Raw genomic sequence first — 13926 nt, 5'->3', positions numbered from 1 at the left:
ATCACTCCTCATTTCCATTAAACTTTTTCTCTAATTCTTTTATCCTGTCTCTTACCTTAGCTGCTTCTTCAAAAGCTTCCTTAGCAACAAGTTCATCTAATTTTCTCTTTAATTTTTCAATTTCTCTTTTTGTTGCTACTGCAGCATTAGCCCTACGAGGTACTTTTCCTGTATGTTCATCATGCCCATGTATTCCTCTAAATAAAGGATTCAAATTTGGTTCGAAAGTTTCATAACATTGTGCACATCCAAATTTTCCAGTTTTTCTAAATTCTGAATAATTCAGACCACAAAATGGACATTCTATATTGCTAACTTGTTTTTTAGGTACCCCTTCTTGGAAATTATCAATTAAATCAGTTAATAGTTTATGAAACGAAAATGTAGTATCAAATCCAAATTCACTATTGTTCATAGCGCAGTCTTCGCATAAATGTAGCTCTTCTACCTTTCCATTTATTATCTTAGTATAATGGACAGTAGCTTGGTTTTTATTGCACATTTGACATAACATTATAAAACCTCCTAATCACATCAATAGAATAAGGAACATATTCTTAAGTATATCCGCTCTTACTCTATTTCTATTCTTAGTAATAGCACTTAAGGCTGTATCTTCTATAGATGCCTTCATTATACTTTCCTCTCTCTCAGTAATTGCTTTCTCCTCTCTTAGTGTTTCAATTATATGATATGCTTTATTTTTAGTGATTGAATCTCCTACTACATTTCTTATCAAATTTTCTATATGAGGATCTCCTTCAATTTTTACTTTCATAATCTTAATATACCCGCCACCGCCTCGTCTACTCTCTATATAGTAGCCTTTATAAGGAGTAAACCTTGTCGTAAGGACATAATTTATTTGAGAAGGAGCGCAACCAAATCTTTGAGCCATCTCATTTCTACCTATTTCAACAATACCATTCTCTGCTTCTTCTAACATTTCCTTAATGAACCTTTCAATAACATTACTTATCCTTGGCAAAATATCACCCCTTTGACTTTGACTTACTTTGTCCTTCACTATATATTATTATACATCTTTATGAAAATTTCAATACTTATTTTTGCAAATAACTGGCTACCTTTTAAAATCCTATAGCTTTGCATCCTTAAATTTCCCTAAGTTCGCCTTTGTCTATTGATATTCTATAAGTATATATTAATACACTTGTTGGAAATTGTAAACACTAACTTTATTTCAAATAATTTATCAATGTCTACCGATATTAAACCTAAAAAGGTTTGACGGATAAAAGTCAAACCTTTTTAAAACTATATACTATTCTTTTTCAACTTTAGCTTCTTCTATTATTTTTTGAGCAATACTTGATGGAACTTCTTCGTACCTAATAAATTCCATCGAAAAACTACCTCTTGCTTGTGTCATGCTTTTTAAGTCTATAGCATACTCAAATAATTCTGCTTGTGGAGCTTCTGCAATAACCAGTTGGCTGCCATCTTTTTGTGACTCCATACCTAAAATCTTACCTCTGCGTTTATTCATATCACCCATTATATCTCCCATGTATTCTTCAGGAATTATTACTTCCACCTTCATAATAGGCTCTAATAGTATAGGATTAGCTTGTTCGATACCCTTTTTAAATGCAAGAGAAGCAGCGATCTTAAATGCCATCTCATTAGAATCTACTGGATGATATGAACCATCAAATAATGTAGCCTTAACATTTACTACTGGGCATCCAGCAAGAACACCTTTTTCTAAACATTCTCTTAATCCTTTTTCTACTGCTGGAAAATAATTCTTAGGAACAGCTCCACCAAAAACTTCTTCCTCAAATATGAAGTCCTCTTCTGTAGGTTCAAACCTTATATGAACATCACCATATTGTCCTGCTCCACCTGATTGCTTCTTATGCTTCCCTTGTACACTAGAAGTTCCTTTAATTGTTTCTCTGTAAGCAACTTTTGGTTTAGTTAAAGTTACTTCAACTCCAAAATTATTTTTCAATTTATCTATTATAACAGTTAACTGCATATTCCCTTGCCCGCCAATTAACAACTGTTTTGTTTCAGAATTTCTTTTTACAACAAAAGTTGGATCTTCTTCTGTTAACTTATTTAAAGATGATCCTATTTTTTCCTCATCTTCCTTTGCCTTTGGCTCTACCGCTAAGAACAATGTTGGTTGTGGATATTCGATCTTATCATATACAATTGGATTAGACTTATTACATAAAGTATCTCCTGTTTGTGTTACTTGTAATTTAGAAGTAGCTCCAATATCTCCAGCGACTATTTCAGATGATTCTAATTGATTTTTACCCCTAAGTACGAATAAGCCCCCTAACTTTTCAAATTCGTCTTTTACTGAATTATATATTTCTTGATCTTTGGTTATTTTCCCTGAGAGTACCTTAAATAGAGAAAGTTTTCCTACGAATGGATCTACAATAGTTTTAAATACTATTGCAGAAAATGGTTCGTTAACGTCTAATTTTCTCTCAACTTTTTCTTCACCTTTGTATCCGATATTAGATTTTACCGATATTGGGCTTGGCATATATTTTTCAAAAAGTTCCAATATCATATTAACACCAATAGCTTTTTCAGCTGATCCAACTATTAACGGAACTAAATCTCCACTATTAATCGCAAGGTTAAGCCCTTTTTTAATTTCTTCTTCTGTAAACCCTTCACCTTCAAAGTATTTTTCCAACAATTCTTCATCTGTCTCTGCAACCTTTTCCATCAAGGATTCTCTAACAGCCTCAATTTCACTTCCCATTTCTGTCGGTATGTCTACTTTTTTAGAATCTTTTCCACTATATTCAAAAGCTACTTTATCAATTACATCAACTAGTCCTTTAAATGTTTCTCCTTGTCCTATTGGTAATGTAAGAGGTACTACTTTATTCCCAAATTGACTTTTAATATTATCTAAAATTTTTTTAAAGTCAACGTTTTCTTTATCCATTTTATTTAAAAATATAGCTTTTGGAAGATTATGCTTTGTAGCATATTTCCAAGATTTTTCTGTTCCAACTTCTACTCCTGACGAAGCGTCTACTACTATTAAGGCACTTTCACTTGCTCTTAATGCACCATATACCTCCCCAACAAAATCAAAATATCCAGGAGTATCTAAAAAATTGAATTTATTATCATTCCATTCTACAGGAATTGCAGATGTTCCAATTGAAAACTTTTTTGTGATTTCTTCCTTATCAAAATCAGATACAGTATTTCCATCATCAACTCTGCCTTGCCTCTTAATTACTCCTGTAGCATATAATATGGCTTCTGTTAAAGTTGTTTTCCCACTGCCACCATGTCCAATTAAAGCTACGTTTCTCATTTGTTCAGTTTGATATACTCTCATTAGTCACTTTCCCCCTTAACCAACATTTTATTGTTATAGCCAAATATTTAAAATTCATAAAATATTTTAGTCTTAAAAATCATTATAATCATCTTTTTTAGATTATATCATGAAATCGCTATTTATCATAGTATTTTTTATTATCAAACAGTAGCGACAGTTCTGAACATTTATTATTCAGCTACTACTGCTGTTCCAGAAGCAGTAACCATAAGCATATTACCACCCTGCCCTAGTACTTCGTAATCTATATCAACTCCAACGACAGCATTTGCACCAAGTTGTAATGCTCTATGCTCCATTTCCTTTATAGCACTTTCTCTTGCCTCAATTAATTCACCTTCGTAGGATTTAGAACGTCCACCAAAAATATTGGACAATCCTGCAGTAAAATCCTTAATAAAATCAACTCCTGAAACTACTTCTCCAAAAACTATTCCCTTATATTCAACTATTTTTTTACCCTCAACACTATTTGTTGTAGTTGATATCATCAAATCCACCTCTTTCTCAATAATTTTTAATCATTAAAAATAATTTTTAAATAATTATTCTTATTATTTATATTCTACAATGACAAATAAATTCCTTCTTACTCTATAAAAAAGTAGATGACAATGTCATCTACTTTTAATTTCTAAACAGTTAAAATAATTTTTACTGTTTAATATTATTTAACTTTTTCTAATTTAATCCCTGTAGTATGTCCATTTAAATCCTGTTGCTTAAATGAATCATCAGTTACCCTTTTAACAGAAAGAGCTAGAGTTTCACTTTTAATATAATCTTCAAATATATCTACTGCTTCTTTTATGTCCTTATCTCCATCATAATAAATATTGATATTGTCTAAAACATCGTATCCATTATTTTTCCTCATTTGTTGAACCTTAGATATAAATTCCCTTGCATATCCTTCATTTATTAAATCATCGGTTAAAGTTGTATCTAGAATTACAAACAAGTTATCTTCCATCGCTACGTCAAATCCTTCTTTTGCAGATATAGTAACCATTACATAATCTTTTGTAATTTCTACATCTTCTCCATCTAGATTCAAGACTACCTTTTTACCTGCATCTAATTTTTCTACAGTTTCACGGGGATCAACCTCATTTAATGCTTTGCTAAAAGATTTTACTTTAGAACCTAGTATAGGTCCTACTACTTTAAAGTTTGGCTTTAAGGAGTAATTCATAAATTGGCTTAAATTCTTTTCAAATATCACTTCTTTTACATTTAATTCTTCTTTAATTAGAGGTACTAGATCCTTTATTTTTTTCTCATATTTTCCATCAATTAATACTTCCTTTAGCGGTTGACGTACCTTTATTCTTGCCGATTCTCTAGAAGCTCTACCTAGTCCAACCAAGTTCCTAACTAAATCCATTTTCTCTTCTAACTGAAGATCTATTAATTCTTCATTATGTTCTGGATAATAATCTAAGTGTACTGATTTTTCTTCAGTCAAACTTCTATATAACTCTTCAGAAGTGAATGGTACAAATGGTGCTATCACTTTACTTATGCCTACCAGTATTTCATATGTTGTGTTATATACCGCTTTTTTGTCACTGTTTAATTTTGTTGACCAAAAACGTCTTCTAGAACGTCTTATATACCAGTTAGATAAATCTTCTACAACAAATTCTTGTATAGCCCTTACTACTCTCGTTAATTCAAAATTATCCATATCTACTTTTACTTGTTTTACTAAATTATTATATTTTGAAAGAATCCATCTATCTATTTCTTCCCTATCTTCATATTTTATGAAAAATTCTCTTGGATCTACATCATCGGTATTAGCATATAAAGAGAAGAAATTATATATATTTCTTATACTCCTGAAAAACTTACTCTCTATTTCTCTTAATCCATCTTCATCAAATTTTGTTGGTGTCCATGGTGGTGATACATAAATCAAATACCATCTTAAAGCATCTGCACCATATTTATCAAACAACTTAAATGGATCTACTGTGTTACCTTTGGATTTAGACATCTTTTTACCATCTTTATCTAGAATCAAATCGTTGACTAACACATTTTTATATGGTGATTTACCTGTTACAAATGTGGATATCGCAATTAATGAATAGAACCATCCTCGAGTCTGATCTATTCCTTCACATATATAATCTGCTGGGAATAGCTTATCAAAGTTTTCCTTGTTCTCAAAAGGATAATGATGTTGTGCAAATGGCATAGAACCACTATCGAACCATACATCTACTACATCTTTTACTCTAGTCATAGTACCATTACATTTTTCACATTTTAAATGTACATCATCCACATAAGGTCTATGAAGCTCTATGGATTCATCTATATCTTCTATTGCACTATCTACTAATTCTTTTCTAGATCCTACACTTGTAATATGTCCACAGTCTTCACATCTCCAAATAGGTAGTGGTGTGCCCCAATATCTTGTTCTCGATATGGCCCAATCCTTTAAATTCTCCAACCAATTGCCAAATCTCTTCTCTCCTACAAATTCTGGATACCAGTTGACACCATTATTGTTTTTAATCAATTTATCCTTTAATTTAGTTATCTCTATATACCAACTTGGTTTTGCATAGTATAAAAGCGGTGTATGACATCTCCAACAATGAGGATAATTATGAACCATTTTTTGTTTTTTATAAAGTTTTCCCTCATGCCTCAACCACTGAATTATTTCTGAATCTGCATCTATTACAAATTTCCCTTTCCAGATAGTATCGGTAAATTTACCTTCCTCATTTACTGGTTTTAATACTGGTAAATCATATCTAACTCCTGTATTATAGTCATCTTCACCAAAGGCTGGTGCTGAGTGAACAATTCCTGTACCATCCTCTGTAGTTACATAGTCTGCAACTGTTACAAAAAAGGCTTTTTTATCATCGCCTACTTCTATAAAAGGAATTAGTTGCTCATATTCTATATATTCTAAATCCTTACCTTTAAGCTCTTCTAATACTTCATAGTCTTCTCCTAATACCTTATCTGCTAAAACTTTGCCTACATAATATACTTCATCATTCTCTCTTACTTTTAAGTATGTTTCATCTGCATTAACAGTTAAACAGACATTGCTTGGTAATGTCCAGGGTGTTGTAGTCCAAGCCAAGAAGTATTCATCTTTATCTTTTAACTTAAACTTGACTATTACAGTTTCTGTCTTTATCTCCTCATATCCTTGTGCTACCTCATGAGATGCTAATCCTGTTCCGCATCTAGGACAATATGGAAGTATCTTATGCCCTTCATAGATTAATCCTTCTTTGAAGAATTCATTAAGAATCCACCAAACTGACTCAATATAATCATTTTCCAAAGTTATATATGGGTTATCCAAATCAATTTCGTATGCCATTCTAGTAGTCATTTCTCTCCATAATTTTTCATATTGAAATACTGATTCTTTACATTGCTCATTAAATTCTTTTATTCCATATTCCTCAATTTCATATTTATTATTTATGTTTAACTTTTTTTCCACTTCAATTTCTACTGGTAGACCATGAGTATCCCACCCAGCTTTTCGTTTTACTTGATATCCTTCCATTGTTTTATATCTACATACTAAATCCTTTAATGTCCTTGCCACTACATGATGAATTCCAGGTTTCCCATTGGCTGTTGGAGGTCCCTCGTAGAATATAAAAGGTCTGTTTTCATCTCTAGTTTCCACTGATTTATGAAGCAAATCAATTTGTTCCCAATATTTAGAAATGTTCTTTTCTCTCTGACTTACGGATTCATTAGATAATTCTCTAAACCTATTCAATTTTTTCATCCTCTCTTTAATTTTTATTAAAAAATCCCTAAGCATAAGCTTAGGGACGAATATTCGCGGTACCACCCAATTTGCAGGACATAAGTAATTAAATCCTGCCACTTCTTTATTATAACGCCATAGACGCAACATCTTACTGTTAATTTCAGATATTGTGCTCCAAAGTGATTTTCGTAAAAGGTTTTATTAATAATCTCTCAGCATATGATTATTTCTCTGTATAATAAATATCTTTTACTACTATCTTTATCATCGCATCTTTCATTGTATTTTGAATATTAATATACATCAAACTTACCAAGTTTGTCAAGTTATTTATATCAAACAACTCATCATTTCATCTCTAGAAATTCCTGAAAAATAATATCCTATATCTATAGTCTCTAAAAGCTCTTTTATTTCATCCTCTCTATATCTTACTCCAATAAATTTTTTCTCAACATCCAATATTTCTCCTCCACCAAAGAAATCCCCATAAAATTTGATTTCTTTTATTATGCCATCTACTACATATAATTTTGTCTCTACTTTTCCTGTTTTAAATCTTTTAGACTTTTCTATATTAAAATCAGGTGAGCTTCCAAAATTCCATTCCCAAGTATCATACTTTTCTTTCATTAATTTATTTATATTCAGATAATCTTTTTCTGTCAACTTGTATTGTCGAATCTCTTTATCACTTTCAAACATATGTTTTAATAGAAGTTGCTTGAAATCTTCTATTGTAATATCTTCATTTAGATGATCTTTAATATTTGTAACTCTACTTCTTACTGATTTTACCCCCTTAGACTCTATCTTATCCCTAGATACTTTTAAAGCATTTCCTAAGACATTTAAATCGGTATCATAAAGCATGGCTCCATGATGAAGAACTTTACCCTTTTTCATGTATTGAGCATTACCACAAAACTTCTGACCTTCTATAGTCAAATCATTTCTGCCAGTAAACTCAGCTTTTATTCCAAGCTTTTCTAACACCTCTATTACAGGCTTAGAAAAAGCTTCAAAATTGAAAGCAACTGACTCCTTATTCTTTGATATTATTGTGTAATTTAAATTGCCATAATCATGATAAACTGCACCCCCACCGGATAATCTTCTGACTACATTTATATTGTTTTTCCTCACATAATCTAAGTTAATTTCCTGTATGGTATTTTGATTCTTCCCAATGATTATGGATGGTTCGTTTATCCATAATAAAAATATATCATCAAATTGATCTAAATTATCAAACACATACTGTTCTAATGCTAAATTAAACTGAGGCCTGTTATCATTATTCTTTATATATATCATATAATTCCCCCAAATATATAGTAATATCTTTTATTTTAAACGATACTCAGCTAATTGTAAAATATTGTTTATAATTTAACCTATTGTCTTATCTTGCAATTTTCTCAATTTGTATATAGTCCTATCTGTGTCCAATTCTAACATATCATAGGTTATAAATTGGCCTTTTTTAACATCCTTTAATAGCTTTGTATTCTCATCAATAAGACATATAGGCACTAAATTCTCTTTCATCGCTACCTTATGCTCTTCAATACTACCATAAACAGTATATCCTCCAATACGATCTAACATATCTCCTGCCTTCAAATCCTTCTTTGCTACTGTCACTGTTTCAGCTATTGAACCCTTTGTAGGTGCAATAGTCGCTTCGTTATAATAGCAAGCCTCAAATATTGTTACTGGAGTTTCTAAACTTGTTAGATGATAAGGTCTATATAGTACATAATTAGGTCCTTTGCCCATATTCAAATATTCCATTTGTTTATGTACCTCCTCTAACTTTGTAGTAATTATAGCAAATACCCCTGGTGCAATTCCTTCTACAAAATCTACTACTCCATATTTATTTAAAACTCCACCCTCTTCTTTTAATCTTAAAACATCTGTTAAACTATTAATATCGCTTTCTATTCCATGACAGCCTCTAATATCTGGTACAAATCCTGTAGCATTTGCTAAAGATGTTAATTCAATCATAGTATTTGTTCCATCAACAAATTCTGCTAACATATGTGGTTTAAGATCTTTCTTCAATGCGTCCTCATATACCGTAGTAGGATTTGCATCAAAATTTAAAGGATTATTTTTACCCTTGCCAATAGCTAACACATCAAAGCCTAACCCTGTAGCAAAATTGTATAATTCCATTGTAGCTCCTGGTTCATCTCCCGCTGTTCCAGTATATACAACTTCTACTTTCTGAGCCCTTTCATATAAAATTGGCCCTACTACAGCATCCGCTTCTACATTCAACATGATTATATGTTTTTTGTTGTCTATAGCGTCAAGTGAAAGCTTTGCACCTACTTCTGGTACTCCTGTTGCATCTACTACTGCATCAATAATATTAGCCTTTGCTGCTAATTCTGTATTTTCGCTGACAACAAATTTGCCTTTTTCCAAGTAAAAATTAGCATCTTTAAGAGACTCTACAATAACCATATCATCTTTACTAACTCCTGATGATAGAAGTGCATCCACTGCTTTTTCAATATGCCTATTTATAACTAAAGAAGGTAACATCCCTTTTATTCTAGACATTTGATTTACAAGCCCTTTTCCCATCTTACCTGCTCCAACTATAGAAGTCCTTATATCTTTACCTTGTCTTGATAATTCTTTCAATTTTTCATTCATTGTAAACATAAGATTCATCCTTTCAATGTTCAATTATTTATTTGATGCAGATTTTTTACCCGCTACATATCCTGATGACCAGGCCCATTGTAGGTTAAAACCTCCACAATCTCCATCAACATCTACAACCTCTCCAGCAAAATACAAACCTTTTACTAATTTTGATTCCATAGTAGAACTATTTATTTCTTTAGTTTTAATACCTCCTGCTGTAATCTGTGCATCCTGCCAAGATTTGCTTCCAGCTACACTAAATCTTAAATCTGTTAATAAAATAGATAACCTTCTTATTTCTTCTTTACTTAAGTACGCAATTTGTTTGTCTCTATTTATTTCAGCCTCCCTAAGAATTGGAAGTATTAATCTCTTATTTATAAGTCCAATAAGCCCTATTTCTATAGTCTTTTTAGACATAAGTGAAAATCTGTATTGTAAGTATTCGTATAGTTCTTCTCTACTTTTAGTATTAATTATAGATATACCTAACCAAACTTTTAACCCTTTACTCAAATATTCATTAACAGTCCTGCTCAATTGAAGAATTGGAGGACCAGATATTCCATAATTAGTAAATAATATATCCCCTGTGTCCTCTTTAATAAATCCATTATTTTTATAAAGTTTAGCAGTACCTACAAATTTAACTCCATCTACTTTTTTAAAAAAATCTCCTTCTAATTTTAATTGAACTAATCCAGGAAAAGTTTCTACTATACTATGACCTAATTTTTCAGCTAAAATATAACCATTGCCATCTGACCCTGTATTAGGGGCAGCCCTTCCTCCTGTTGCAAGTATGACTCTATCTCCATGCATTTTACGTCCATCTTCTAAGATTATTATAAAATCATCATATTTTTTTATATCTGCAACATATGCATCTGTAATCACATCTACATTGATAGATTCTAATTCAAACCTCAGTACATCTAATATACTAGAACTTTGATAAGATAATGGAAATACTTTACCATTATCTTCAATTGCTGGTGTTATACCAAGTCGTTCAAAAAAATCCATGGTTCTATGTATATCAAATTGCGATATACAACTATGCGGAAATTTACTATTCTTTCCATAATAATTATCAATAGATAAATTTATATTAGTATAGTTACATCGTCCATTTCCTGTAGCTAATATTTTCTTTCCTACTCGATTATTTCTTTCTAGTACAGTTACATCTGCACCATGATTTCTTGCTGAAATTGCAGCCATCATTCCCGCTGCCCCTCCACCTACTACTAACACCTTTGTCATAAAAAACTTCCTCTCTAATTAAGGTTCCTCTTAACCTATTACAGCTTTTCCTTTACTAATTTTATACTTAATTTTTGATTTTGTCTAATAATTCATCCAAAATAATTAAAACCCATCTAAAATTTTAGATGGGTTTTAATTATTTTGTGTTATTGTTCTCCATTTCCATTCAATATAGCATTTAATAACATACCAACTATAGCTGCAAAACTTAGACCAGATACACTGATTGTGTCATTTACAGAAATTCCTAGAGTAATCCCAAATTTACTTTCTATTATTCCACTTCCAAGACCTAGTAATAATATTGTCCCTATTACCATCGTGTTTTTCCAGTTGAACTTTACTTCGCTTGATTTTATGGTTTTAGCACCTACTAAGGCTATCATACCAAATAGCATCAAACTTATTCCTCCCATTACTGGCTCTGGAATTGTTGTCAATACTGATCCTATTTTAGAAATAAATCCTAATGCTATAGCAAATACTGCCGCTAATCTTAATATTGATGGATCATAATTCTTGGTTATAGCTAAAACTCCTGTATTCTCCCCATAGGTTGTATTAGCTGGTCCTCCAATGAAAGCTGCTACAGTTGTAGCTAATCCATCTCCTAATAAAGTTCTGTTTAAACCTGGATTCTCTATAAAATTTTTACCTACAACTTGACCATTGGTAGTAATATCTCCTAAATGCTCCATAAATACTGCTAATACTACTGGAGCAATTATCGCTATTGCTCCTATATCAAATTTCGGAAGATTAAACGTTGGTATTGCTACAATTGGAGCACTACTGATTACATTTGTGTCTATTAGTCCTAGACTTAATGAAATTATATAACCTGATACTACGGCTATTAAAATTCCAAGTTGTTTTATAAATCCTTTACCTTTAAAGTTTATTATCAAAGCTATTCCCAATGTTATAGCAGCTGTTACATAATTTCCACTTGCCATGTCAAGAGCTGTTGGCATTAGATTTAAACCTATGCCTATTATCATTGGTCCTACTACCTGTGGTGGCAAATATTTCTTTATTCTATCCATCCCAATTTTCTTTACTAAAAAGGACATTAAGACATATATTAATCCCGCTATTACTATGCCACCTTGAGCATATGCTAAATCCCCATTATATAATTCTTTGACTGTTAGTATTACTGGGATAAACGCAAAAGATGAACCTAAAAATACTGGAACTTTACCATTAGTACAAAGATGGAATATTAAGGTTCCAAGACCTGCAGCTAATAAGGCTACTGATGGGTCAAATCCTGTTAAGATTGGCACCAACACAGTAGCACCAAACATAGCAATTAAATGTTGAAGAGCTAAAACCATCTTTTTAAAATTATTTAACAATGTTGTCTCTGGCTTGTTTCTACTAATTACATTTTCTGACATAAAAAAACCTCCTTTTTTAATTTTTGCAATCTCACATCACGAATTTGTTTGCTCCCTACGGTCGCACAAATTCGGAGTTCGTTGCGTTTAACCTACATCAGTTCACTTTCGTTCACTGTGTTAGGTCATAAAGGAGAGTTTTCTCTCCTTTTCAGCCTCTCTGGACTGAGTTAAAGGACTGTTAGATTGTAACTTGCATAAAAAACTTCTTGCAGGCAGCAAGAAGTTTTTTACATAATTGCATAACTATTCATTATATTATTACAATCTTGCCAGCCTCTCTGGACTGAGTTAAAGATTTACTCTTAAATTTTCTTAAACTATTATAGCATTATATCATTATTTATGCAACTCAATTTTATATTATTTGTTATTATCTTTTCATTAATTAAATTATCACACATAATCATAATTATGCTTTATTAATACAATTATTACATAATCCATGAAACATGATATCAACATCATTTACTTGAATTTTATTATTTTTTTCAATTAAATTATTTATTTTCAAATACTTTAATATTATTTCTTTATCATCTATATCCATAATAGTTTTACATCTTTCACATTTGAAATGTATGTGCAGAGGTTTCTTAGCATACATTTTTAATTCATAATAACTGGTATCATCAACTTTAAACTCTTTTAATATCTCTAGATTCACGAAAAGGTTTATACTTCTATATACCGTTGAGAACCCTATCCCTCCACACTTTAATGTATTATAAATTTTTTCTGCACTTAAATGTTCTTCTTTATTTTTAATAAACTCCGCTAATATCTCTTTTCGCTGAGAAGTCATCTTATACCCATTATCTTCTATTAAATTTTAAATTAATATAAAACTTTCATTTTTATAATTATCAGGTTTTTCCACTTTACCAACACCTTTTAAACTCTCTTTACAAACAAATCACATTTTTAACGAAATATGCTGTTTAAAAATTTCCATTTAGTTTTGGATTTGTGTTCGTTATATCTATATTATATATTATTATGAACATATGTCAATAAATATTGATATCGGTAATTTCCTAAAATTAAAAAAAACCCTACCTCGACCTACGAAATAGAGCTTTTTATCTATGTACTTGGCAGCGTCCTACTCTCCCAGGGCGTTACCACCCAAGTACCATCGGCGCTGAGAGGCTTAACTTCTGTGTTCGGTATGGTTACAGGTGTATCCCTCTCGCTATTGCCACCAAATGAACTTGCTTGCGCAAGAATACTGTTTTTTTGATTTTATTGTTCATTGGAAACTAGACAGTGTTCGCAGTTTCGCAACTCAAATCTATTTGCTCCCTTTGGTCGCATAGATTTGGTGCTCATTGCGTTTGACCTACTAAAGCTCACTTATCACTTCGCTAAGTTAGGTCATAAAAATTATATCTCTGGTCAAGCCCTCGACCTATTAGTACCTTTCAGCTTAAAGTATTACTACTCTTACACCTAAGGCC

At 31.4% G+C, this 13926-nt stretch carries 10 protein-coding genes, 1 rRNA gene, 1 riboswitch and 1 other annotated feature; all 11 genes read right to left on the bottom strand.

Going from position 1 to position 13926, the window contains the following annotated elements; translation table 11 throughout:
• Position 1: 1 nt before the first annotated feature.
• Positions 2-514 (bottom strand): UvrB/UvrC motif-containing protein, encoded by a 513-nt coding sequence (locus tag K8M07_RS07995; protein WP_223377546.1) that lies wholly within the window; start codon positions 512-514, stop codon positions 2-4.
• A gap of 15 nt (positions 515-529) precedes the next feature.
• The gene (locus K8M07_RS07990) at positions 530-988 is read right to left on the bottom strand and encodes a CtsR family transcriptional regulator (RefSeq protein ID WP_223377545.1); all 459 of its coding nucleotides are present in this window, start codon (positions 986-988) and stop codon (positions 530-532) included.
• 84 nt (positions 989-1072) lie between these two features.
• Positions 1073-1146, bottom strand: a riboswitch (cyclic di-GMP riboswitch).
• A gap of 139 nt (positions 1147-1285) precedes the next feature.
• The gene (fusA, locus tag K8M07_RS07985) at positions 1286-3349 is read right to left on the bottom strand and encodes an elongation factor G (protein WP_223377542.1); all 2064 of its coding nucleotides are present in this window, start codon (positions 3347-3349) and stop codon (positions 1286-1288) included.
• 173 nt (positions 3350-3522) lie between these two features.
• Positions 3523-3843 (bottom strand): putative heavy metal-binding protein, encoded by a 321-nt coding sequence (locus K8M07_RS07980; protein WP_317845486.1) that lies wholly within the window; start codon positions 3841-3843, stop codon positions 3523-3525.
• A gap of 176 nt (positions 3844-4019) precedes the next feature.
• The gene (ileS, locus tag K8M07_RS07975) at positions 4020-7130 is read right to left on the bottom strand and encodes an isoleucine--tRNA ligase (protein WP_223377539.1); all 3111 of its coding nucleotides are present in this window, start codon (positions 7128-7130) and stop codon (positions 4020-4022) included.
• Between the two features lie 48 nt (positions 7131-7178).
• Positions 7179-7401, bottom strand: a binding site (T-box leader).
• Positions 7402-7454: 53 nt separating this feature from the next.
• Positions 7455-8441 carry a lipoate--protein ligase gene (locus K8M07_RS07970; RefSeq protein WP_223377537.1) on the bottom strand — a complete coding sequence of 329 codons (987 nt, stop codon included), beginning with the start codon at positions 8439-8441 and terminating at the stop codon, positions 7455-7457.
• Between the two features lie 75 nt (positions 8442-8516).
• Positions 8517-9809, bottom strand: a complete 1293-nt coding sequence (locus K8M07_RS07965; RefSeq protein ID WP_223377535.1) for an NAD(P)H-dependent oxidoreductase — start codon at positions 9807-9809, stop codon at positions 8517-8519.
• A gap of 24 nt (positions 9810-9833) precedes the next feature.
• Positions 9834-11060: an NAD(P)/FAD-dependent oxidoreductase gene (locus tag K8M07_RS07960; protein WP_223377533.1), complete on the bottom strand. Its 1227-nt coding sequence runs from the start codon at positions 11058-11060 to the stop codon at positions 9834-9836.
• Between the two features lie 149 nt (positions 11061-11209).
• Positions 11210-12466 carry a uracil-xanthine permease family protein gene (locus K8M07_RS07955; protein ID WP_223377531.1) on the bottom strand — a complete coding sequence of 419 codons (1257 nt, stop codon included), beginning with the start codon at positions 12464-12466 and terminating at the stop codon, positions 11210-11212.
• A 412-nt stretch (positions 12467-12878) separates the two neighbouring features.
• Positions 12879-13271: a Fur family transcriptional regulator gene (locus K8M07_RS07950; protein WP_223377529.1), complete on the bottom strand. Its 393-nt coding sequence runs from the start codon at positions 13269-13271 to the stop codon at positions 12879-12881.
• Positions 13272-13558: 287 nt separating this feature from the next.
• A 5S ribosomal RNA gene (rrf, locus tag K8M07_RS07945) occupies positions 13559-13675 on the bottom strand.
• Between the last annotated feature and the right edge of the window lie 251 nt (positions 13676-13926).

The sequence above is a fragment of the Schnuerera sp. xch1 genome (genome assembly GCF_019931165.1).
Lineage (GTDB): Bacteria > Bacillota > Clostridia > Tissierellales > Tepidimicrobiaceae > JAIOUP01.
The sequence above is the reverse complement of the archived record's forward strand: the minus strand, read 5'-3'. Positions and strand labels throughout refer to the sequence as shown.

Excerpts from the sequence above, each read along its gene's own strand:
- fusA (WP_223377542.1), bottom strand. The coding sequence starts at position 3,349 with ATGAGAGTATATCAAACTGAACAAATGAGAAACGTAGCTTTAATTGGA.
- K8M07_RS07970 (WP_223377537.1), bottom strand. The coding sequence starts at position 8,441 with ATGATATATATAAAGAATAATGATAACAGGCCTCAGTTTAATTTAGCA.
- K8M07_RS07965 (WP_223377535.1), bottom strand. The coding sequence starts at position 9,809 with ATGTTTACAATGAATGAAAAATTGAAAGAATTATCAAGACAAGGTAAA.
- K8M07_RS07960 (WP_223377533.1), bottom strand. The coding sequence starts at position 11,060 with ATGACAAAGGTGTTAGTAGTAGGTGGAGGGGCAGCGGGAATGATGGCT.
- K8M07_RS07950 (WP_223377529.1), bottom strand. The coding sequence starts at position 13,271 with ATGACTTCTCAGCGAAAAGAGATATTAGCGGAGTTTATTAAAAATAAA.
- K8M07_RS07980 (WP_317845486.1), bottom strand. The coding sequence starts at position 3,843 with ATGATATCAACTACAACAAATAGTGTTGAGGGTAAAAAAATAGTTGAA.
- K8M07_RS07995 (WP_223377546.1), bottom strand. The coding sequence starts at position 514 with ATGTTATGTCAAATGTGCAATAAAAACCAAGCTACTGTCCATTATACT.
- K8M07_RS07955 (WP_223377531.1), bottom strand. The coding sequence starts at position 12,466 with ATGTCAGAAAATGTAATTAGTAGAAACAAGCCAGAGACAACATTGTTA.